17 protein-coding genes are annotated in these 24,013 nt (G+C 31.6%); 1 reads left to right on the plus strand and 16 read right to left on the minus strand.

Annotated elements, in window-relative coordinates:
* Positions 1–27: 27 nt before the first annotated feature.
* The 14 genes from KVH43_RS01505 to uvrB all read right to left on the minus strand — a co-directional run bounded on the left by KVH43_RS01505 (position 28) and on the right by uvrB (position 19,984).
* Positions 28–1,383: an ABC transporter substrate-binding protein gene (locus KVH43_RS01505; RefSeq protein ID WP_218283173.1), complete on the minus strand. Its 1,356-nt coding sequence runs from the start codon at positions 1,381–1,383 to the stop codon at positions 28–30.
* Positions 1,384–1,484: 101 nt separating this feature from the next.
* Positions 1,485–2,711, minus strand: a complete 1,227-nt coding sequence (gene hydF, locus KVH43_RS01510) for a [FeFe] hydrogenase H-cluster maturation GTPase HydF (RefSeq protein WP_218283174.1) — start codon at positions 2,709–2,711, stop codon at positions 1,485–1,487.
* 42 nt (positions 2,712–2,753) lie between these two features.
* Positions 2,754–4,127 carry a [FeFe] hydrogenase H-cluster radical SAM maturase HydG gene (hydG, locus tag KVH43_RS01515; RefSeq protein ID WP_218283175.1) on the minus strand — a complete coding sequence of 458 codons (1,374 nt, stop codon included), beginning with the start codon at positions 4,125–4,127 and terminating at the stop codon, positions 2,754–2,756.
* Positions 4,128–4,163: 36 nt separating this feature from the next.
* On the minus strand, positions 4,164–4,409 hold the full coding sequence (locus tag KVH43_RS01520; protein ID WP_218283176.1) for a TM1266 family iron-only hydrogenase system putative regulator: 246 nt from the start codon (positions 4,407–4,409) through the stop codon (positions 4,164–4,166).
* A gap of 216 nt (positions 4,410–4,625) precedes the next feature.
* On the minus strand, positions 4,626–6,410 hold the full coding sequence (locus tag KVH43_RS01525; RefSeq protein ID WP_218283177.1) for an NADH-dependent [FeFe] hydrogenase, group A6: 1,785 nt from the start codon (positions 6,408–6,410) through the stop codon (positions 4,626–4,628).
* Positions 6,411–6,430: 20 nt separating this feature from the next.
* Positions 6,431–8,227 carry an NADH-quinone oxidoreductase subunit NuoF gene (gene nuoF / locus KVH43_RS01530; RefSeq protein WP_218283178.1) on the minus strand — a complete coding sequence of 599 codons (1,797 nt, stop codon included), beginning with the start codon at positions 8,225–8,227 and terminating at the stop codon, positions 6,431–6,433.
* Between the two features lie 32 nt (positions 8,228–8,259).
* The gene (locus tag KVH43_RS01535; protein WP_218283179.1) at positions 8,260–8,625 is read right to left on the minus strand and encodes a (2Fe-2S) ferredoxin domain-containing protein; all 366 of its coding nucleotides are present in this window, start codon (positions 8,623–8,625) and stop codon (positions 8,260–8,262) included.
* Between the two features lie 43 nt (positions 8,626–8,668).
* The gene (locus KVH43_RS01540; RefSeq protein WP_218283180.1) at positions 8,669–9,142 is read right to left on the minus strand and encodes an NADH-quinone oxidoreductase subunit NuoE family protein; all 474 of its coding nucleotides are present in this window, start codon (positions 9,140–9,142) and stop codon (positions 8,669–8,671) included.
* Between the two features lie 678 nt (positions 9,143–9,820).
* Positions 9,821–10,738 carry an HPr(Ser) kinase/phosphatase gene (gene hprK, locus KVH43_RS01545; RefSeq protein ID WP_218283181.1) on the minus strand — a complete coding sequence of 306 codons (918 nt, stop codon included), beginning with the start codon at positions 10,736–10,738 and terminating at the stop codon, positions 9,821–9,823.
* Between the two features lie 322 nt (positions 10,739–11,060).
* On the minus strand, positions 11,061–11,612 hold the full coding sequence (locus KVH43_RS01550; protein WP_218283182.1) for a hypothetical protein: 552 nt from the start codon (positions 11,610–11,612) through the stop codon (positions 11,061–11,063).
* 97 nt (positions 11,613–11,709) lie between these two features.
* Positions 11,710–12,981: a CapA family protein gene (locus tag KVH43_RS01555; protein WP_218283183.1), complete on the minus strand. Its 1,272-nt coding sequence runs from the start codon at positions 12,979–12,981 to the stop codon at positions 11,710–11,712.
* 95 nt (positions 12,982–13,076) lie between these two features.
* Positions 13,077–14,963: an excinuclease ABC subunit UvrC gene (gene uvrC / locus KVH43_RS01560; RefSeq protein ID WP_218283184.1), complete on the minus strand. Its 1,887-nt coding sequence runs from the start codon at positions 14,961–14,963 to the stop codon at positions 13,077–13,079.
* Between the two features lie 205 nt (positions 14,964–15,168).
* Complete coding sequence (gene uvrA / locus KVH43_RS01565) at positions 15,169–17,994, minus strand: excinuclease ABC subunit UvrA (RefSeq protein WP_218283185.1); 2,826 nt, start codon at positions 17,992–17,994, stop codon at positions 15,169–15,171.
* A gap of 10 nt (positions 17,995–18,004) precedes the next feature.
* Entirely contained in the window at positions 18,005–19,984 is a 1,980-nt protein-coding gene (uvrB, locus tag KVH43_RS01570; RefSeq protein ID WP_218283186.1) for an excinuclease ABC subunit UvrB, read from the minus strand.
* Between the two features lie 282 nt (positions 19,985–20,266).
* On the opposite strand from uvrB, the gene KVH43_RS01575 reads away from it, so the two are divergent.
* Positions 20,267–21,490, plus strand: a complete 1,224-nt coding sequence (locus KVH43_RS01575) for a sensor domain-containing diguanylate cyclase (RefSeq protein WP_218283187.1) — start codon at positions 20,267–20,269, stop codon at positions 21,488–21,490.
* 7 nt (positions 21,491–21,497) lie between these two features.
* Here the strand turns inward: KVH43_RS01575 and KVH43_RS01580 are convergent, their stop codons facing one another.
* Both KVH43_RS01580 and KVH43_RS01585 read right to left on the minus strand, forming a co-directional pair.
* Positions 21,498–22,658, minus strand: a complete 1,161-nt coding sequence (locus KVH43_RS01580; protein ID WP_218283188.1) for a PDZ domain-containing protein — start codon at positions 22,656–22,658, stop codon at positions 21,498–21,500.
* A 106-nt stretch (positions 22,659–22,764) separates the two neighbouring features.
* Positions 22,765–23,997, minus strand: a complete 1,233-nt coding sequence (locus KVH43_RS01585) for a S41 family peptidase (RefSeq protein ID WP_218283189.1) — start codon at positions 23,995–23,997, stop codon at positions 22,765–22,767.
* Between the last annotated feature and the right edge of the window lie 16 nt (positions 23,998–24,013).

Consider the following 24,013-nt stretch of genomic DNA (forward strand, 5'->3'; position numbering starts at 1 on the left):
TCTGTAATTTAAGTATACCATATAAAACTATTCCTTAATCATTTTTCGAGCTATTTCATTATAACTTGAAACCTTACTTTTAGCATCCTTTAATGCTTCCTCCACAGACTTATTTCCAAGAAGAACCTGCCTGATTTGACTTTGAATAATCCCTTCTATAGCTGTCCATGTATTAGGTGTTTTTATATTTTTTGAATTTTCTAGCCAATTTTCTATTTTTGACATAATTCTATCATTTTTATAAATCTGTCCTGCACTTTTTTTCACAGGAAAAACCCCTAAAGTATCCAGTTCCTTTTGGAATTTTTCATCAGTAATAAACTTTAAAAATTTCACACACATCTTTAATTTTTTCTTATCTTCCTGTTTAAAGATTCCATAAGCTGAAGTATTTTTGCATATGGCAATTGATTCACCTCTATCTCCTACAGGATAGCTTGCCACATCAAATTCAAATCCTTTTCCTTGATTTTTCAACTTATAAAGATGATTTACAGCCCAAGTCCCTGTAGGATAAACAGCTACTTTTTTTTCCTTATAAAAACTCTCCCAAGCCTCTTTTTCAGAATTCTCTCCAAAATACTCTGGTGTTACTTTAAACTTTAGCTTTAAATCCACCAGCTTTCTTAGTCCACTAGCTGCTTTTTCTCCATAAAATTGATACTTTAATTTTTTATCAAATATTTTTGCCCCATCCGAAAGCAAAATTCCCCATATATTATAATCATTAGCTCCAATAAAAGCATTAAATCCATATGTATCAATATTTCCGTCCCCATCTTTATCCTTTGTAAGCTTTTTTAAAGCCTCTACAAATTCATCATAAGTCCAATTGCCATTTTTCGGAGGGTTTACCCCTTCTTCACGAAATAAATCTAAATTTAAAAATAAAGTATATGTACTCATCATGCAAGGGAATCCCCATATTTTCCCATCTGCCTGCACAGCTGCTAATGCCTGTGGTTTATAATCATCTAATTCCTTCCTAGATAAATATTCATCTACTGGCTCTAAAACGTTCTTTTGTATAATAGAATAATCTGCACCAACTGGAGCAATATCTGGATAGTTTTTCATTTTTATAGCCGTTTCTATTTCAATAGGTCCTGATGCAACATTTATGGGCTTTAAATCAATATATACCCCTGGATTCTCCTTTTCAAATTTTTTGATTTTGCTTAATATCCAGCTATATCTTCTACCTGTCTTTATATCTAAGTGAGGATAATCCCAAAGAGTAATAACTCCTTTAAATGATTCCTCTTTTTTCTCTATATTGTTTAGATCCTTTTTCATTATAAAATAGAAAGGTCCAAAAATAATAAATGCACACAATAATAAACATAAAAAAAAGGTACCGAGTCCAACCTTTCCCTTTTCCATTCCACACACCTCCTATTCTATATTTATTACTAAACTATATGCTGTATTCCTAATAAATTAATAGCCTCATCCATAAAGAATGAGACTACTATTTTCAGTGATTACTTAAACATTTCTTTTATTTCTGGGAATGGTTCTAATGCTCTTTCAAGAACTCCTGTAACCATTCCTATGAATACCCCGTAATTCACAATAGGCATATTATTTTTTACTGCTTGATTAATTCTAAACTCCATCTCCTTAGGGTTTAGCATACATCCCCCACAGTGAATGATCAAATCAAATGTTTTCATTTTTTGGGGTTCAGGATATTTTGTTCCTGATGTCCATTCAAAATAAAGCTTACCCCCTACTATATTTTCAAGCCACTTTGGAATTTTATCTCGACCAATATCTCCATCTTGTCTATGATGCGTACAACCCTCACAGATTAGTACCTTGTCTCCCGGTTTCAGATTTTTAATTTTCTTAGCTCCTAGTATCAACGGCTTTAGTTCTCCTTTGTATCTTGCAAATAAAATAGAAAATGAAGTTAAAGTTAAATCTTTAGGCGTATCTTCATTTACTCTTTCAAAAACTTGAGAATCTGTTACAACCAGCTTTGGTTTTTTTCCTAAATTTGCTAGAGTTTCTTTTAATTCTGTCTCTCTTGTAACAATAGCTACAGCACCATGATCAATAATATCTCTAATAGTTTGTTGCTGTGGCAAAATCATTCGTCCTTTAGGAGCTGCCTTATCAATAGGGGTTACCAGTACAACAAAGTCATTGGGTTCTATTAAATCGCCAATGATTACTTTTTCATGCTTTTCCATATTTGCTATTTCAATCATTTTTTCTTTTAAATCATTTATTCCTTCCTTGTTTACTGCACTAACTCTTACAAAAGGAAAACCATATTTTCTTTCCCATGTCTTAATAATATTTTTATCAAGCTCATAAGCATCTACTTTATTTACAACTCCTACCATAGGAATTTTCTTTTCTTTTATTTTTAAAATCATCTCTTCATCAAAATCTGTAATACCTTCCTTAGCAGTTACCACAATCACTGCTAATTCTGTTTTGTTTAGCACCTCTATAGTCTTTTTAATTCTTAATGTTCCTAAATCCCCTTTATCATCTAAACCTGCTGTGTCAATAATCACTACAGGTCCTATAGGTAAAATCTCCATTGCTTTATAAACAGGATCTGTTGTAGTTCCTGCAACATTTGACACAAGGGCAATATCTTGATTTGTAAGGGCATTTATTAGACTTGATTTTCCTGCATTTCTTTTTCCGAATATTGCAATATGCAGTCGATTGCTTCTAGGTGTGTTTTGCATATTATCTCCTCCAAATCCATAAATATTTGCAACTTGATTATTCTAAAAATATAAATCTTTTTCCCCTGCCTCAATTCTTGCTAATCTATTTATTGTTTCTGCCTTAACTTTTTCATCTTCAATCTTCTCAAGCTCTTTTTTAATCATTTTTTCTCCTTTTTCCTTTGTCTTAGGAGATGCAAACTGTACTAAATTCTCTTTAAAAGTAAGGATAGCATTAGGCTGACAAAACTCATGGATATGTGCATCCTTAGCAAGCTCCATAAAAGCTTCTCCTGTTCTGTTTGCTCGATAACAAGCTGTACAAAAGCTTGGAAGATGTCCCTGCTCACACACCACTTGGAGCATTTCATCAAGACTTCTTTCATCACTTGTTTCAAATTGTGTAGCTTCTCTATCATCTTCTTCATATCCACCTGGGTTTGTTTTAGAACCTGCCGATATTTGAGATACCCCTAAAGATAATAATTCATCCCTAAGAGCTGGAGCTTCCCTAGTTGATAGAATAATTCCTGTATAAGGAACAGTTAATCTATATACACTAATAATTTTTTTAAATTCTATATCACTAATAGGATAAGGCGTCTTATTAAGACCTGAGCCTAATGCTGGTCTTAATCTTGGTACAGATATAGTATGAGGTCCTACATTGTATTTATCATCCATGTACTTAGAATGCATCAACGTTCCTAATACATCAAATTTATAATCATAAAGTCCCAGTAATGCCCCAATACCAAAATCATCTATCCCCGCTTCAAAAGCACGTTCAATAGCTGTCAGACGATAGTCATAATCAGCTTTTAATCCTACTGGATGCATTTTTTTATAGGTTTCTCTATGGTAAGTTTCTTGAAATATTTGAAAAGTCCCAATCCCCGCCTTTTTTAGCTTTTTAAAATCTTCTACACTCATAGGAGCAGCATTTACATTTATCCTTCTAATATCCACATGCTGATAAATAGCAGCTACTGCATCCGTAATATGATCAATATGTGTCTTTTTTGGATCTTCTCCACATACTAGCAAAATTCTTTTATGTCCTGTTCTTTCAATAGCCTTTGCTTCTGCTACTATTTCTTTTTTGCTTAATGTTCTTCTATGAAGCTCTTTATTGGCTGATCTAAACCCACAATATAAACAATTGTTCGTACATTCATTGCTTGTATAAAGAGGAGCAAATATAACAATTCTATTGCCATATATTTTATTCTTGATAAACCTTGCTGTGTCAAACAAGCTTTCTAGTAAACTTTCCTCTTCTATTTGAAGAAGCACTGCAGCTTCCTCTAGATTTAGTCCATAACAATCTCTTGATTTTTCTATAATTGCTAATACCTCTTCCTTGCTAGCCTTCTTTCCAGCTTCTAAATAATCATTTATTTTTTCCTCGTTTATAATATTATAGGTGTTCATTTTTAATCCCCCTTATTACATCATTCATTAATTTTTTTATTTCTTAGTCAATGCACTTTTTACTGTAACACCATAGAGTCTTCCTAGTTTTCCAGTAAGAGCTCCTATTTCATCTGTTGTTCCATCTACAATAATAGAGATAACACTTACATTCTTTTCTTTATAAGGTACCCCCATTCGCCCTACTATAAGTTCTCCAAATTCACTTAATAATTTATTTACCATCTCTACACTTTCTTTCTTTTCAACTATTATTGCTACAACACCAATTCTTTTGTTCATCATCCTATCCCCTTTCGCTTGTACCACTATGTTTTTAAATTTAAAAACAAAAAAACTTCCCTTAAAAGATAAGGGAAGTTTGAATATATAAATCAAGTACTATACATATGATCACCCTCTTACCTTTTGCGCAGATAATCCTTGCAATTAGTTTTATTTTTATGATCCTCTGAATGAATAAAATCCATTCATCAGACTATATAAATATATTATAATTTATTGAGCAATATTACAATCGCAGCTACATCCATCAGCAGTAGGAAATTGTTCTCTCTTTGTATAATATGTGTGTAATAATTCATGTGCTTTATGACTATTTGGTTTACCTAAAAATTCATCATAAAGCTTTTTAATTTGTGGATTCTCATGAGATTTTCTGATTGAAAGCATTTCATCTTCTTCATATAATGCTTTTGCTCTTTCGACCCTTACATCTATATCCATTAAAGTCTTTGCATCTACATGTGGCTGACCTCCACCACATACACATCCACCACTGCATCCCATAATTTCAATAAAATGATATTCTTTTTCTCCAGCCTTTACCATATCTAGCAGTTTCTTAGCATTAGCTGTACCATGAGCAACAGCAATCTTTATTTCTTTGCCTCCAAGTGTTAGTACTGCCTCCTTTATTCCTTCAATACCTCTTACGGCTTCATATTCAAGCTCATCAAAGGATTTTCCTTCTAATACTTCTGCAACAGTTCTTAGTGCTGCTTCCATAACTCCACCAGTAACACCAAATATAACACCTGCACCTGTATATTCACCTAATAAATCTTGATCATACGCTTCATCCTCTAGCTCTAAAAACTTGATTCTTGCTTGTTTGATCATCTTACCTAATTCTCTTGTAGTTAACACTGCATCTACATCTTTTATGCCATCTACATGCATTTCAGGTCTTTGTACTTCTGTCTTTTTAGAAGTACACGGCATAATTGAAACTACAAATATATTTTGGGGATCTATATTATTTTTCTTTGCATAATAAGATTTAATTATTGCACCCATCATTTGTTGTGGGGATTTACAAGTTGATAGATTTTCTATAAACTCAGGATAATTAAATTCACAATAACGAATCCATCCTGGAGAACAAGAAGTAATCATAGGTAATTTCCCACCATTTTGAATTCTATCTAATAATTCATGACCTTCTTCCATAATAGTTAAATCCGCTGCAAAGTCTGTATCATATACTTTGTCAAAGCCAAGACGCTTAAGCGAAGCAACCATTTTACCAGTTACTCTTGTACCAATCGGTAATCCAAATAACTCTCCTAAAGCTGCTCTTACAGCTGGAGCTGTTTGTACCACAACGTGTACATCTTTGTTATCAATCGCATCCCATACTCTTTCAATATCATCCTTTTCTCTTAACGCAGCTACTGGACAGGCAACAATACATTGTCCACAGTAAATACAAGGGGAGTCTGCCATACTTTTATCAAAGGCAGGTGCTACCTGTGTATCAAAACCTCTGTTTACAAAATCAAGAATTCCTATTTTTTGTACATTTCTACAAGTACTTACACATCTACCGCATAAAATACATTTACTTGGATCTCTTACGATAGAATAAGACTTATCATCAATAGCTGCCTCGATTTTCTTCCCTTCAAAAGGAATCTCTCTAATCCCTAATTGCTCTGCTAAGCTTTGAAGCTCACATTTGTTATTTCGATCACAAGTTAAACATTCTCTATTGTGATTAGAAAGAATCAATTCTACATTAGACTTTCTAGCATCTCTAACTTTTTTAGAATTTGTTCTTACTACCATCCCTTCTGCAACAGGATGTACACAAGATGCTTGCAAAGCTCTTGCTCCTTCTATTTCCACTAAGCACACACGACAAGCCCCTACTTCATTTACATCTTTTAAATAGCACAAAGTAGGAATATCTATTCCAACAGTCTTAGCAGCCTCTAGAATTGTATAATCCTTTGGTACTTCAACTTTTATATTATCAATGGTTAAAGTAACTTTATCCACCTTTGTCACTCTCCTTTTATTTACTTCTTACTAATCGCTTTAAATGGACAAGCTTCCATACAAGCACCACACTTAATACACTTATCCTTATCTATTTTATAAACTTCCTTCCCTTTTACTCCTTCTATACAATTTACAGGACATTTGCTTGCACAAATACCACATTTTTTACATAAATCTGTATCTACTGTATAAGATAACAAGCCTTGACATACGCCAGCCGGACACCTTTTTTCCTTTACATGGGCAATATATTCATCTCTAAAATATTTTAATGTTGATAATACTGGATTTGGAGCAGTCTGACCTAGTCCACAAAGGGCAGAAGCTTTAATATTTGCAGCTAATTTTTCTAATTTATCAATATCTTCTAGTTCACCCTTACCTTTTGTAATCTTATCTAAGATCTCCAACATTCTCTTTGTACCAATTCTACATGGTGGACATTTACCACAAGACTCATCCACTGTAAAGTCAAGGAAAAATCTTGCAATATCGACCATACAGTTATCTTCATCCATAACAATCATACCACCAGAACCCATCATAGATCCAAGTGCAATTAAGTTATCATAATCAATTGGAGTATCCAAGTGTTCAGCAGTAATACATCCACCAGATGGTCCACCTGTTTGTACAGCTTTAAACTTCTTGCCGTTTGGAATACCTCCACCAATTTCATATATTACTTCTCTTAGAGTTGTTCCCATAGGAATTTCCACAAGCCCTGTATTATTAATCTTTCCACCTAACGCAAACACCTTAGTTCCTTTTGATTTTTCCGTTCCCATGCTAGAGAACCACTCTGCACCATTTAGAATAATCTGAGGAATATTTGCATAAGTTTCTACGTTATTTAATAGAGTTGGCTTTTGCCATAAGCCTTTTACTGCTGGAAAAGGTGGTCTAGGTCTTGGCATACCACGTTTACCTTCTATAGAATTAAGAAGGGCTGTTTCTTCTCCACAAACAAAAGCACCAGCACCAAGTCTTATTTCCAAATCAAAGTCAAAGCCTGTTCCAAATATATCTTTTCCTAATAATCCATATTCGCGTGCCTCATCAATAGCAATTTGAAGTCTATTAACAGCAATTGGATACTCTGCTCTTACATATACATATCCTTGATTTGCACCTACTGCATATCCAGCAATAGCCATAGCTTCCACAACAGCATGTGGATCTCCTTCAAGAATAGATCTATCCATAAATGCTCCTGGATCTCCTTCATCTGCATTACATGCTACATATTTTTGATCCCCTTCTGCTTTATATGTGAACTCCCACTTTAGCCCTGTTGGAAAACCACCACCACCACGACCTCTTAAACCTGATTTTTTTATGGTATCGATTACTTCTTCTCTAGTCATTTCTGTAAGGGCTTTACCTAATGCTTTATATCCATCAAAAGCAATGTATTCTCTAATATCCTCAGGATTAATTACCCCACAATTTCTCAGTGCAACTCTTTTTTGCTTTTTATAAAAATCAACTTCATTGATTGAACGTACCTTGTCTTCTTTAATCGCTTCTTTGAATAATAAATCTTTTACTATTCTTCCCTTTAAAAGGTGTTCTTCTGTAATTCTTTTCACATCTTCTACTTTTACATGACTATAAAAAGCACCCTCTGGATAAACTATTACAATAGGACCTGCTTCACATAATCCAAAGCATCCTGTTTTAACTAGCTTCACCTCGTTGGTTAAATTGTACTTTTTTAATTCTTCATTAAAAGTATCTATTAGCGTTTGAGAACCTGAAGAAGTACATCCTGTACCTCCACAAATTAGGACATGCGCTCTATAAATTTCCATACTTTAACCTCCTCAAAAAATCATTAAAAAGTCTACTTAGCTGCTCCAATAGTATATTCATCTACTACTTTGCCATTAACAATATGCTCTCTGATTATTTTCTTTGCTTTTTCAGGTGTCATTGATACATAAGTGACTTTTTCTTCTCCAGGTCTATACACTTCAACTATCGGCTCAAGTCTACAGACCCCTATACATCCTGTTTGACTTACAACAACTTCCTTTAAATTTCTAATTTTTACTTCTTCAAGCAATGCCATAAGTACTGGTCTTGCTCCTGCTGATATACCGCAAGTAGCCATACCTACAACAATTCTTGTACCTTCTCGAATCCCTCTTATATCTACTTTTTTCAACGCTTCCTCACGAATTTTTGCTAATTCCTCTAATGATCTCATCTCAGTTCCCTCCTTATATAAGATTTTATATACCTTTACGATTTTAATATTTTTCTAAAATCCCAGGTATATCACCTTCAACTAATCTTCCATATACATCTTCATTTATCGTCATAACAGGAGCCAATCCACAAGCCCCAATACATCTTGTTGCTTCTAGCGTAAATTTACCATCTGGTGATGTTTTTCCAACTTCAACATTTATTTCTTTCTTAATTCTATCAATGATTTTTTGTGCCCCCTTCACATAGCATGCTGTACCTAAGCATACACCAATTGTATACTCTCCCTTTGGCTCTAATGAAAATTGTGCATAAAATGTAACAACCCCATAAATTTCTGCCATAGGGATATTTAAACCTTTAGAAATTTTCTTTTGTACTTCCAACGGCAAACAGCCAAATAATTTTTGTGCATCATTTAATACAGGTATCAATGCACCTTTTGTATCTTTGTATTTTTGAATTATTTCTTCTAGCTTCGCAAAATTTTCTTCAGTAAAAACATTCTTTGCCACACTGCATCCCCCTCTTTATTTTTTATTTGAAAATTGTCATTTTTGACCATATTAAAAAATTTTACTATATTCTTATCAAATTAAGTTTATTATATCAAACACTTTTAGATTTTTCGACATTTTTTTATCAATCTCGACAAATTATTTTTTCCATTTTTGCAAGTTCTTATTTTTTTGATCACAAATTCAAAATAATGGAATGAAATCGCATTTTATTTGCATTTATGTAAATTTCAGGTATCCGAAAGCACCTCTATATAAATTTGATTATTGCAATATTTGAATATCAAGAAATAGAATTATTTATTTTTTATATTTTATTTTATTTTCTGTTAAATTTCAAACGTATTTTTTTATATCTTTGTTAAATGCATATCAAACACAAAATATATAAATATCTGTGGGTTTTCATGGAATAATTGCACATATTGTTTATTCCCCTCTTGGCTTTAATGAAAATTGTGCATAGAATATAACAACACCATATTTTTATGAATATTTTGTATTTTTGAAATATATTTTAAATTTTATTTCTTTATAAATCGCATATAATTATATGTTTTCTATTAATTTCCATTATATATAAATATTAGACTGCTTTTTATTGCATGTCAAATATCGTTTATTCCTTAACAATATCCTCAAAAAAAAACAAGGGAACTATTCATCCCTTGTCTTTTATTTCATTGCATTCTTTATCAATCGATTATTCAATATTTCTGCCGCATTATATCCCATTCTCTTCTGTCTATGATTTCTAGCTGCTGCTTCTATAATCATAGCTAAATTTCTTCCTGGTTTTATTGGAATAGTTATTTTATAAACATTCACTCCAAGAATCTCTATAAATTCCTCATCCATTCCCAATCGATCATATTGCTTATCTGGACTCCAATTTTCCATTTCAATGACCAACTCAATCTTCTTTTTATCTCTTACAGCTCCTACACCATATAGGTGTTGAATATCTAATATGCCAATTCCTCTAAGCTCCATAAAATGTCTAATCACTTCTGGAGCACTTCCCTCTAAGCTATCATTATCTTTCTTCTTGATTTCTACAGCATCATCTGCTACCAATCTATGTCCTCTTTTAATTAATTCTAGTGCTGTTTCGCTTTTTCCAATACCACTTTCACCCATAATAAGTATCCCAATACCGTACACATCTACCAATACTCCATGTCTTGTAATAACAGGTGCTAGCTTATCCTCTAAATAGTTTGTCAGCTGACTGATAAATTTTGTAGTGCTTATTTTTGTTCTAAGCAGTGGACGTCCAAATTTTTCAGCTGCCTCTAAGCATTCATTATGTATTCCTAAATCTCTTGCAATCACTACACATGGTACTGGATGAGAGAATAATTTTTCTGCTCTTTTTTTTCTAACTTCCTTACAAATACTGTCAAAATACGTCCATTCTACTTTTCCTACTACTTGAACTCTTTCATAAGCAAAATATTTATAAAATCCTGCTAATTGAAGCCCAGGCCTATTTATATCAGTTTCCCTAATATTTATTTCTTCCTTTTCTGGTCTATAAATTACCTCTAGTTGTAAATCTTTTATCAATTCATCAATAGTTACAAAAGCCATAGCTACCTACTCCTTATCTTTTATACTTCGTTTTTAAGTTGTTTATCTATAGGGATCCAACTTCAACATAAAAAAAATATATAAAGATAAGTGAATGACTTCGATAACTTTTGTAAAAAAACTTACTGAAATTTCATAAAAAATACGTTAAGAACCTTCATTGTTTGAACGAAGTGAGTTTTGAAGGTTTAGTATTTTTTCATGGAATGAAGTTTTGTTTTTTCAAAAGTTATCTGGAATGAACTGTTCTTTATATTTCATTTTGAAGTTGGATCCCTATATATTATACCTAAGTTCATAGTTAAGTGTCCATTTTTCTTTTTTAATCTGCTAAAATCATTCCCCGGGCAATGTTTTCTCTATTTAACACAATTCCAACAATATCTCCAACCTTTAAATCATCAAAATCTAAATTCATTTTTTTATCATTTCTTTGATAAATAATAATGATATTTTCAGAAGCCTTTATATTTGGTTCTATTGAAATACTGTTGTCATCAAAATGTTGCTCAATAGTTATGATTTTATTTGCTTTATCTATTTTTAGAATTTCTCCATATATAAAATTTTCTCCTTTGTATGGATTAGACTGTGGAAAATCTTGAAAGTCAAAGTTGTTTTTTAAGGTTAGTGTATTATTTTCTTTATTGTAGCTGCTAAAACAATTGAGTTTTTCAGATAAAAGGGGAATAGGAATATACAAATTGCCTTCATAATAGATAGTTTTTAAGTTTTCACTTTTTTGATTTACAACAACATTTGTATCATTTAAGTAAGCTTTGATAATTTCAAAGCTTTTTGTTGTAAATGATACAGATGCTGTAAACATAAATATACACAAAACAACTAGACTTTTTTTAAGCAAAGATTTCATAATAATTCCTCCTTGACAATTTTTATATTCTAATTGTAAACAAGGAGGTAAAAAAATATACATATTTTATATTAAAGATGGAATAATAATTTTTTATTTAAAATATTTGTTTTTGTGTTTCTAATAAAGCCTTTTGTAACCTTTGATAATCTTTACGATTTAGTAATAGATCCTTTTTCTGTTCATAATCTCGAATAGATTTTTTTATAGGTAAAATTCTGTAATCTAATCCATTTTTGGTATAGGATTTATCTACCCAAGTAGGAACAAATGAAACATTTGCAATCTCTGTTTTATTTGTTTTGAAATTTTTTGTAATATCTAAAATTGTAATTAATCCACTATCCGTATATCTTTTTCTTTGGTCTGATACAAAATTTCCTTGAGAATAAATGACAAAGCATTTCTTTTTTTCCCCATCTATAGTTGTAACTTCTTTAATTTTGGCTGGTTGAATCACATGAGGATGACCTCCTAAAATAATATCTACTCCGTGCTTAAATAAAAAGTCTACTAATTCTTCTTGAGATTTATTTTGTTTTCTTTTATATTCTTGACCAAAATGAAGACTAAAAATGATTAAATCAACATTTTGTTCTTTTGCTTTATGAATATCCTGAAGCATTTTCTCTTTATTTATAATATTGACAGCAGCAGGATTTTCTTTTGGGATAGGAATACCATTGGTTCCATAAGTATAGCTTATCAAAGCTATTTTAATACCTTTTATATTTTCTATTAAGAGAATATTCCTTTCTTCTTTATTTCTAAAGGTTCCTGTATGCTTTAAGCCAAGCTGATCTAATATATCTAGAGTATGTATGATTCCATAATTTCTTCTATCAAGAGAATGATTGTTTGCTGTTGTGATTACATCAAAGCCAATCTCCTTAAGGGTAACCCCTAGTTGTTCTGGAGTATTAAAGGTTGGATAGCCACTATATTTCTTTTTTGCACCTGAAAAGGTAGTTTCTAAATTCCCAATGGCTAAATCAGCTGATTCTATATATGGCTTGATAGGATTAAAACAAGATGAAAAATCATATGTACCATTTTTATAAGCAGATATGTATTGAGTATTATGGCACATAATATCTCCTACTGAAGCAATTCTTACATTAGCAGTTTTTTCAGATTTTTTTAAAGATATATTATTATATTGGATTGTATAAGGAATAGATTCAGTTAAAAGCCATATAGGAATCAATAATTCTTTTTCATAATATAGATTTAGTGCATAGTTTCTCTCTTTAGTTTTGTCTTTTAAATTAGCTTTCATGGTTTTAGATTGTTCTTCTGCAAAAGCTATAGATGTTGTAAGAATACATATGATAAAAAGAATAAATGTTTTTTTTAATAGATTATGCATGAAAATTCCCTCCTTATATCTCGGCGCTATCCCCATATTTTGTACAATAAATCAAATACAATTTTAGGGATGTTTTCAATGTTATGTTAGAAAAATTAATATTGATTTTCGTATAGATATTTTGTATTCTTAGCAAAATAATCTTTTACCGACTGTGCTGCTTTTTTATTCATTCCTTCTACTTGACTCAATTCTTCTATGGAAGCTTTTTTTATTTTATCTATAGAACCAAAATGCTTTAATAATGCAATCCTTCTCTTTTTTCCAATGCCCGGTATTTCCTCTAATACAGACTTTACGATAGTTTTTCCTCTTAAGCTTTTATGATATGTAATAGCAAATCGATGAGTCTCTTCTTGTATTTTTCCAATCAATTGAAATACCTGTTTGCTTTTTTTTATATTTAGTTCCTTCCTTTCATAAATCAAATCCTTTGTTTTATGCTTATCATCCTTTACCATTCCTGCTGTAGGAATATTAATCCCTAATGCAAATAAAACCTCTAATACTGCATTTACTTGACCTAAGCCTCCATCTATTAGTATAAGATCTGGAAATTTAGAAAACTTTCCTTCATCATCTAAAATTCCTTTTTTCTTTAAATTCTCTTTTTCTTCTAAGCCTCTTTTAAATCTTCTATAAATAACCTCCTGCATACTCTTATAATCATTTGGTCCTTCTATAGTTTTAATCTTGAATCTCCGATAATCACTATATTTTGGTTTTCCATTTTCAAATACAACCATAGAAGCAACTGAATGAACTCCCTGTATATTTGAAATGTCAAAGCTTTCTATTCTAAAAGGTGGATTTTTCAACCCTAAATATGCTCCTAATGCTTTTATTGCTCCTTCACTATTTTCTCGATCCTTTATTAGTTTTTCTCTAAATTGTTCTAATATCTCTATAGCATTTTTATGAACAAGCTGAAGTAAGCTTTTTTTCTCTCCCCTTTGAGGAATTTTTACTGTTACCTTTGATCCCTTCTTAGCAGAAAGCCATTTTTCAATGAGCTTTACATCTTCTGCTTTATCTTGAAGTAAAATTTCCTTTGGTACAAATGCTGTTCCAGCATAAAATTGCTTAATAAATGCACTGTTTATCTCTCCCCTTGCATTTTCTTCAGATGCTCTTAACATATAATGCTCTCTTCCCATAAGTTTTCCACCTCTTATAAAAAAAACCATCACACAAGCATTGTCAACCCCTCTTGCCATAGCTATCAAATCCTGATCGGTTTCTGATGATGAAACTATTTTTTGTTTTTCCATAATACTATAAATAGCGGCAATTTGATCTCGATATTCCGCTGCCTTTTCAAAATTCATTCTACTTGCTGCTTCCTTCATTTTCATTTCTATCTTCTTCACTAATTCCTCATGCTTTCCACTCAAGAATAAAATAATTTCATCAATCATTTTCATATAATCTTCATGATTTATGTCTTCACTGCAAGGTCCTAAACATCTGCCAATATGATAATTAAGGCATGGTCTGTCTGTAGTTTTTTCAAGATTTTTGTTGCAGGTTCTCAAGGGATAAAATTTTTTTAGCATTTCAATGGTTTGATTTACTGCCCCTGCATTGATATAAGGACCAAAATATCTAGCCCCATCCTTTATAACTTTTCTTGTTTTTAGTACTCGTGGATATTTTTCTCCTAATGTAACCTTTATATAAGGGTACTGCTTGTCATCTCTAAGGAGTACATTATACTTTGGTTGATGTTTTTTTATAAGATTTGCCTCAAGTATTAATGCCTCTACCTCAGAATCTGTTAAAATATATTCAAATTCAGCGATATTACTTACCATTGCCCTTACCTTTGGTGGGTGGTTTTTTGAAGATTGAAAATACTGCCTAATCCTATTCTTTAATGATATGGCCTTTCCAACATAAATAATTTCTCCTGATTCATTTTTCATCAAATAAACACCAGGATTTTCTGGTAATTTCTTTAGCTGTTCTTTTATCTCAAACATTTTTTGCCTCTCATTTCTACATAAACTTTACAATTATTATGTTAATATATAAATAGCTTATTAACATGGCTATTTTAAAATCAATAAGGAGGTAATGTATGGAAATTATAGCTGCTATTTTAATATTTGTAGTAATTGGTGTAATTATTGTTTCTTTGTAAAGGAAACTATCGGTTAATCAATTTAATGATTCACCGACAGCCCCTTACTTTTTTATTTCAAAAATCTTCTTAAGATACATGCCCGTATAAGACCCAGGAATCTTAGCAATCTCTTCTGGTGTACCACATCCTACGATTTGACCTCCACGATCTCCTCCATCTGGTCCTAAATCGATAATATAGTCACATGCCTTAATCACATCTAAATTGTGTTCTATGACAAGTACCGTATTGCCACCTTCTACAAGTCGATTTAATACCCCAATTAATTTATGGATATCCGCAATATGAAGACCTGTAGTTGGTTCATCTAAAATATATAAAGTCTTTCCTGTACTTCTTTTGCTTAACTCTGTGGCAAGCTTTACCCTCTGAGCTTCTCCACCAGATAATTGAGTAGATGGCTGACCTAGTTTTATATAACCAAGACCTACTTCATATAAAGTAGCTAGCTTTCTTTTAATCCCTGGAACATTTTCAAAAAAGCTCAATGCTTCCTCTACTGTCATATCTAAAACATCTGAAATAGATTTTCCTTTATATTTTACCTCTAAGGTTTCTCTGTTGTATCTTTTCCCTTTACACACATCACAAGGCACATAAACATCTGGAAGAAAATGCATCTCTATTTTGATTATCCCATCTCCTCTACAAGCCTCGCATCTTCCACCCTTTACATTAAAGCTGAATCTTCCCTTTTGATAACCTCTCATTTTTGCTTCAGGCACTTTTGCAAATAAATCTCTTATCAAATCAAAAACCCCTGTATAAGTTGCAGGATTAGATCTTGGAGTTCTTCCTATAGGAGATTGATCAATGGCTATTACTTTATCAATATACTCAATTCCCTTTATTTCTTTATGCTTTCCAGGTCTAGCTTTTGTACGATGTAAATTCATAGCAATAGCTTTATAAAATATTTCATTTACTAAGGTACTCTTTCCTGATCCAGATACCCCTGTAACACAAGTAAATACTCCTAGTGGAAAATCTACATTGATATTTTTTAAGTTATTTTCCTTAGCCCCTAATACCTTGATCCATTTTCCATTAGGCTTTCTTCTTACCTTTGGAATTTCTATTTTCTTCTTACCAGATAAATATTGTCCTGTAATAGAAGCCTCACATGCTTTAATTTCTTCCACAGATCCTGCTGCGATAATGTTTCCACCATGCTCTCCCGCACCAGGTCCTATATCAATAATATAGTCTGCTGCATACATCGTATCCTCATCGTGCTCAACTACAATTAATGTATTGCCTAAATCTGTCAAATTCCTAAGAGTTTTGATAAGTTTTTCATTATCCTTTTGATGAAGCCCTATACTTGGCTCATCTAATATATAAAGCACGCCCACAAGGCTTGAACCAATCTGAGTTGCAAGGCGTATTCTTTGAGATTCTCCTCCTGAAAGAGTACCAGCAGAACGAGAAAGTGTTAAATAATCTAGCCCTACATCTACTAAAAATCCCAATCTTTCATTGATTTCCTTTAATATCTGCTTTGCAATAATTTTGTTTTTTTCAGAAAACTCTATTTTGGTGAAAAACTCTAACGCTTGTCTAATAGAAATTTCTGTGATTTGTGAAATATTTTTTCCACCAATTTTTACAGAAAGAACCTCTGGTTTAAGCCTTGCTCCATTACATGAAGCGCAAGGAGTAAGTCTCATAAACGTTTCAATCTTTTCTCGCATATAATCGGAGTTGGTTTCTTTATATCTTCTTTCTAAATTATGAATAATACCTTCAAAGGAAGAACGGTATTTCCTCATGCCTCCAAATTTGCTTTCATATGTAAATTCTATAGTTTTTTCTCCTGTTCCATATAAAAGCTCCTTCATAAAAGCTTTTGGAAGCTTTTCAATAGGCAATTTTAAATCTACACCATGCTTCTTTGCAAGTGAATTGATCATTTCAAAATAATAAGTGCCTTCACTGGCATTTGCCATAGGAGCAATACCTCCTTCTTCAATGCTCAAAGAAGGATCTGGAATGACTAGTTCTGGATCAACTCTTTGAAGATATCCAATCCCATTACAATCACTACAAGCTCCATAAGGACTGTTAAAGGAAAACATTCTTGGCTCTAATTCTTCAATGCCAATGCCATGCTCTGGACATGAAAACTTTGTGCTAAAAGTTAAATCTTCTCCATCCATAATACTCACAATCACTAATCCATCAGATAAAGAAAGAGTCGTTTCAATAGAATCTGTCAATCTATTCTCAATCCCTTCCTTCACAATAATACGATCTATAACTACTTCAATAGTATGCTTTTTATTCTTCTCTAATTTAATCTTTTCTGCAATTTCTTTTATTTCACCATCTATTCTTACACGAACATAGCCATCTTTTCTAATCCTTTCTAATACCTTTACATGCTCTCCCTTTCTTCCTCTTACAATAGGAGCCAATATTTGAATTTTAGTTCTTTCAGGTAAATCCATTATTTTATCTACAATCTGGTCTACCGTCTGCTGTGAAATCTCACGATCACATACAGGACAATGTGGCGTACCTACCCTTGCAAATAAAAGCCTTAAATAATCATAAATCTCTGTAACAGTTCCAACAGTAGAACGAGGATTTTTACTAGTTGTCTTTTGATCAATAGAAATGGCTGGTGACAAGCCTTCTATATAATCCACATCTGGTTTTTCCATTTGACCTAAAAATTGTCTAGCATAAGCTGACAAGCTTTCTACATATCTTCTTTGCCCCTCTGCATAGATAGTATCAAAAGCTAAAGATGATTTTCCTGAACCACTAAGCCCTGTCATCACTACAAACTTGTCTCTAGGAATTTCTATGTCAATGTTTTTTAAATTATGTTCTCTTGCTCCTTTGACCACTAATTTTTTCATATACTCACCTCTACGAAAGCTTTTTCCTTAGCTCCATAATTTTATCACGAATTTCTGCTGCCCTTTCAAACTGAAGATTTTCAGCAGCCTCCATCATCTCAGCTTCAAGCCTTTTAATCAAATCCTTTAAATCTTTTGAATTCATTTCATTAGGATCTTTTTTTATTCCATATTTTTCAGACTCTTCTGCTACCTTTGTAGCCTCAATCACATCTCTTACCTTTTTCACAATTCCCTTTGGTACAATACCATGTTTTTCATTATATTCCTTTTGTATCCTTCTTCTTCTATTAGTCTCATCTATGGCATGACGCATAGAATCAGTAATCTTATCAGCATACATAATCACTTTTCCATCTAGGTTTCTTGCAGCACGACCAATAGTCTGAATAAGGCTTGTCTCAGAACGAAGAAATCCCTCCTTATCTGCATCTAGAATTGATACAAGTGATACTTCTGGTAAATCCAGTCCCTCTCTTAATAGGTTAATCCCTACCAACACATGAAATTTACCTAATCTTAAATCTCTTATAATCTCCATCCTCTCTATTGTATCTATATCCGAATGAAGATATCTTACCTTAATGCCCACATCCTTAAAATAAGAAGTTAAATCTTCTGCCATTCTTTTTGTAAGTGTTGTGATTAATACTCTCTGATTTTTATCTATTACTTTATTAATTTCTCCAATCAAATCATCAATTTGTCCCTTTGTAGGTCTTACATGAATTTCTGGATCTAATAATCCTGTAGGTCTTATAATTTGTTCTACTATATTTTGTGCATGCTCCTTTTCATAAGGACCTGGCGTTGCACTTACATAAATAATTTGATTAATAAGTCCCTCAAATTCTTCAAAATTAAGAGGTCTATTATCATAAGCTGATGGCAAACGAAATCCATATTCAACCAAATTTTCTTTTCTTGATCTATCCCCCCCATACATACCCCTTATCTGAGGAATTGTAACATGAGATTCATCTACAATAATTAAAAAGTCATCTGGAAAATAATCAATAAGTGTAAATGGTCTACTACCTGCTTTTCTTTGAGAAATATGTCTTGAATAATTTTCAATACCCTGACAAAAACCTACTTCTCTTAGCATTTCTATATCATACATAGTTCTTTGCTGAATTCTTTGAGCTTCAATCAATTTTTCATTTTCTTTAAAATATTTTACCCTATCCTTCAATTCCTCTTCTATATCATGAATAGCTTTTTCAAGCTTTTCCTTTGTTGTTACATAATGAGAAGCTGGAAAAATAGATATGTGATGCCGTAGTCCCACGATTTCTCCTGTTACTGTATTCACCTCTGTAATTCGATCAATTTCATCTCCAAATAATTCTACTCTAATAGCATTTTCTGATGCACCAGCTGGAAAAATTTCCACCACATCACCTCTAACACGAAAGGTTCCTCGAATAAAATTAATATCATTTCGAACATATTGAATCTCAACTAGCTTCTTTAATATTTCATCTCTACTTTTAATCATTCCCGGTCTTAAAGAAAGTACTTGATTTTCGTAATCAATAGGATCTCCTAAACCATATATACAAGATACACTCGCTACAATAATTACATCTTTACGTTCAAAAAGTGCTGCTGTAGCTGAGTGTCTTAATTTATCTATTTCATCATTTATTTGTGCATCTTTTTCTATATAAGTATCCGTATGAGCTACATATGCTTCTGGCTGATAATAATCATAATAACTAACAAAATATTCAACAGCATTATTGGGGAAAAATTCTTTAAATTCACTACAAAGCTGTGCTGCTAAAGTTTTGTTATGGGCAATTACTAAAGTAGGCTTTTGTACCTTCTCAATCACATTAGCCATAGTAAACGTCTTGCCCGAGCCTGTAACCCCTAAAAGAATCTGATGCTTCATTCCATTATGAATACCATCACTTAAATCTTTTATAGCTTTTGGTTGATTCCCTGTAGGGCTATATTCTGAAACAATTTCAAACCGTTGCATCTTAATTCACCTCTATCATTCATATAGATAAAGCTTTATTATCCTTTTCTTTCTATTTACATCTTTCATTATACTATATCTAATTCTCCTAAAAATAAACAAATTTTTGGACACAAACATTTGTTCGTATTTACAATTATATCCTTATAATTTTATAAAGTCAATGAATCTATATAATGTATATGATTAAAATATTCCTTATGTTAAGAAATGGTTTGCAAGAGAATATGAATAGTATATAATTAAATAATGAATAATAATAAAAAAACGTAGGTGAATGTTGTGATCAAAAATGTAACACAAAAAAATCTTTTATCCTGTGTACTCTCTATATTTATTCCTTTCATAATATATAGTTTTTTTAAGCTTAGTGGTATGGATTTTGGATTATTATATCCTACAACCACTGCTCTTCTGATAGGCATATTCTGCTTTCACAAATTGAAAACCATAAATCAGCTTTTAAACAATATGTTTAATGAAAATAGAGAAATTCAAAAATATAATGAAATAAAAGACGTCATGCTTCAAATCAGTAATTCCATCGTCCATATAAAAAATATGAATGAACTATTACAGCTTTTTGTAAACAGTACAGTTCAAATCCTAGATAAAGCAGATACAGCAAGTGTTCTCATCAAAAATGATGAAGGCTTATTTGAGTTTAAGGCAGCCGTTGGTTTTGATCTATCTAAGGTTTCTAAAATAAAGCTTTCAATTGATGAAACCTTTTTAAACAGAAGCGATTACCGAAAATCAACTATTATAGAAAATCCTTCATTATTTAATCATAAAACCATGACAAAATCTCATTATAATTTATTAAAGGATGCATATACTTCAAATATAACCTCTACCATTTGTACCCCTATCATTATTGATGAAGAATTATATGGAATAATCAACGTAAATAGTCTTAATAAAGAGCATATCTTTAATGAAGAAGATGTAGTTGTAATGGAATACCTAATAGGACAGCTTGCCGTTGCTATTAAAAATGTACTGCTTTTTGAAAAAACATTATTTTTATCTCGATATGATGGATTAACAAAAGTATACCATAGGCATTATTTTGATGAACTATTTAGCAACATTTATCATAGAGCACAAAGATATAATGAACAATTCTGTTTGTGTATTGTGGATCTAAACAATCTAAAGCATATGAATGATTTATATGGTCATTTAGCAGGAGATATGGCAATCAAACATTTTGCTAATATATTAAAAAAAAATATAAGAACATCAGATATTTTAGGAAGATTTGGTGGTGATGAATTCATATTAATATTTTTAAATGCTACAGATGAACAAGTAAAAAACAAAATGGAATCAATATCAAATATCATTAATCACACACCATTAACCTTTGATGAGCATGATTTTTATGTTCAATTCAGCTATGGTATTGCAGCATATCCAAAGGATACCCATAATAAAAAAGAACTATTAAAGATAGCTGATACTAGAATGTATCAAAACAAAGCAAGAAAAAAAAACATGTAGTTTTATTTTACATGTTTTTTTTCTTTGAAAATTTATTTTTTATTCCATTTGTAATCTTTTTCAAAATACAACTAGTATTTTGTATATCAAAAACAAACTGTATATCTATAGGTACAATTACAATATCTAAACTATTTATCCCTCTTTGATAATCTTTATACGTAAAGGTATTGATCTTTCCTCCTTTATCAATAACCTGCATCCATATATATTGTGGATTTTCCTTTAATATAGCTTCTAGCTCCTCTTGATGATTAATCCAATAACTATTCATTCTAACTATTACATCTCCACGTTTTATTCCCATCCTCTCTCCTACACCATCTTTATTTACATCTAGTACAGTAACCCCTCTGCTATGTCTTCTAAAAAGAGGTGTTTTTCTTTTTTCTTCCTTTTGTCCATAAATGATTAAGTATTCGTGTCCTACAGGTGAAAATATCGCAGCAATCCACTTAAAAATATATATTTTAGTAGAAAGGATAGATAATAAAAGCAATATAGTACTATAAAGCAATAATCTTTTAGCAGATACCTTACACTTATCTTTTGGTACATTCCCTAATGATATATCACCATACCCAAGAGCTGCAACTACTGTAGCCATTTGCATTGGAAATGGAACAATAAATGGAATAGGCCAAAATCGCTGCAAATAAAAACCACCAATTACCCCATATTTTTTATCTTTCAAAAATATAGGTAAAGCATCTTTATATCCATCAAAATATATAAGTATACTTTCAATCAAATGAAGCACTGCTACAATAGCCATCATCCCTGATACATCTAAATGCAAAAATCCAAATGCTAAACTAAATAAACATAATAATCCCCCTGAATAGGAAAAACATATATACCGAATATTTATGAGCATAAGTACAATAGCTAAAGGCAGTACATAATAAAAATCCTTTATATGAATCGTAATACCAATAAATCTCATCACTATAGTCCCTGCTATTCCACCTATAATTCCTGCTATAGTTGAACGCATTGTCATAGTCCTTGCTGATTGATTATTTTTCCCGAGGATCTGTATTCTCATCTTGTTTATTCTTCTATACTGAATATAAACTAAAAAAATAGCTATCCAAAAAATTGGATTTAAAATTATATTTGATAAAGTTAAAAAAGCCATTCGTAATAATTTTAAAAATACAGTCAAAAATTTCCCCTTCCTTCTAGGCTATTGTCACATGAACATTATAAATCACATCTATATACGAAAAATATTGATGTCTCCTTGACATCAATATTTTTCTGCTTATTCTTTACTGTTTATTTATTTTCTTTTTCAATACTTCAATACCCTTTTGAAGCTGTACATCTTCCTCATCAGTTATATCAATTTTATCCTTTAATGCCTCTGGCAGATCAATCACAATATCTGGTTTAATCCCTTTTCCATGAATATAAGTTCCATTTGGTGTAAAGTATTGAGCTGTAGTTAACCTAAAGCCACTTCCATCCTTAAGCGGTATAATCTGCTGTACTATTCCTTTTCCAAAGGTTGTTGTCCCAATAAGTGTTCCTGATTTTGTATCCTTTACAGCACCTGATAAAATCTCTGATGCACTCGCACTTCCTCCATTTACAAGGAGTACAAAAGGATAATCTACTTTATTTTTATCTGATTTTTTATAATCACGATTACCTGCTCTATCTTGAGTATAGACAATATCCTGCTCTCCTAAAAGTCGATCTGCAATTTTTACACATTCATCTAATAATCCTCCTGGATTATTTCTAAGGTCAATAATAAGTCCCTTTATATTTTTCTTTTCAAGGTCATCAAGATGCTTCATAAATTCTTCTGCTGATTTTTCATCAAACATAGTAATTCTTATATAACCTATATCATTCTCTAATATTCTTGATTTTACTGGTGTCAATCTAATCTCTTCTCTTGTAATCGCAACAGTAAATGGTTCTTTTTTTCCAGGTCTGATAATAGTTAAATTTACCTTTGTACCGTGTTTTCCCTTAATCATATTGACAGCTTCATTCAATTTTTCTGCTGTCGCTGCTGTTACATCCTTATCATTTACCTTGATAATTTTATCTCCTGTTTTAATTCCAGCTCTCTCTCCCGGCGTATCCTCTATAGGTGCTACAACAGTAATAAAACCATCCTCTCCACGAGTCATAATCACACCAATACCATCATAGCTTCCCTTTGTATGCTCCATAAAGTTAACAAATTCTCTTTTATTCATGTAGACAGAATATGGGTCATCTAATGATTCAAACAGTCCTTTAATGATACCATCTTCAAATTTACTCTCATCTACTGGTACATAATAATTTTTTTCTATGTAATCCTTTAAATACAACATTTTGCTATACTTTTTATTAAGATCCTTAAAATATTCATAATTTTGTTTAGAAATAATAACCTTTTCTCCTATAGTTAATCCAACTATATTTGTCACTGTAAAGGTAAGTATTCCTGTTATGAGTACAAGTATCATAGCTCCTATTATTGCTCTTCTTTTACTGATCATAAAATTCACCCCGAAT

The sequence above is a fragment of the Crassaminicella indica genome (assembly GCF_019203185.1).
Classification (GTDB): Bacteria; Bacillota; Clostridia; order Peptostreptococcales; family Thermotaleaceae; genus Crassaminicella; species Crassaminicella indica.

Coding starts and splice junctions, on each gene's coding strand:
- KVH43_RS01520 (WP_218283176.1), bottom strand. CDS start 4,409: ATGAACAAAAGAATTGGTGTTGTAGCAATAATAGTTGAAAAGAAAGAA.
- uvrA (WP_218283185.1), bottom strand. CDS start 17,994: ATGAAAAAATTAGTGGTCAAAGGAGCAAGAGAACATAATTTAAAAAAC.
- hydF (WP_218283174.1), bottom strand. CDS start 2,711: ATGCAAAACACACCTAGAAGCAATCGACTGCATATTGCAATATTCGGA.
- KVH43_RS01585 (WP_218283189.1), bottom strand. CDS start 23,997: ATGATCAGTAAAAGAAGAGCAATAATAGGAGCTATGATACTTGTACTC.
- KVH43_RS01555 (WP_218283183.1), bottom strand. CDS start 12,981: ATGCATAATCTATTAAAAAAAACATTTATTCTTTTTATCATATGTATT.
- KVH43_RS01550 (WP_218283182.1), bottom strand. CDS start 11,612: ATGAAATCTTTGCTTAAAAAAAGTCTAGTTGTTTTGTGTATATTTATG.
- uvrC (WP_218283184.1), bottom strand. CDS start 14,963: ATGTTTGAGATAAAAGAACAGCTAAAGAAATTACCAGAAAATCCTGGT.
- nuoF (WP_218283178.1), bottom strand. CDS start 8,227: ATGGAAATTTATAGAGCGCATGTCCTAATTTGTGGAGGTACAGGATGT.
- hprK (WP_218283181.1), bottom strand. CDS start 10,738: ATGGCTTTTGTAACTATTGATGAATTGATAAAAGATTTACAACTAGAG.
- hydG (WP_218283175.1), bottom strand. CDS start 4,127: ATGAACACCTATAATATTATAAACGAGGAAAAAATAAATGATTATTTA.
- KVH43_RS01505 (WP_218283173.1), bottom strand. CDS start 1,383: ATGGAAAAGGGAAAGGTTGGACTCGGTACCTTTTTTTTATGTTTATTA.
- KVH43_RS01535 (WP_218283179.1), bottom strand. CDS start 8,625: ATGAGATCATTAGAGGAATTAGCAAAAATTCGTGAGGAAGCGTTGAAA.
- uvrB (WP_218283186.1), bottom strand. CDS start 19,984: ATGCAACGGTTTGAAATTGTTTCAGAATATAGCCCTACAGGGAATCAA.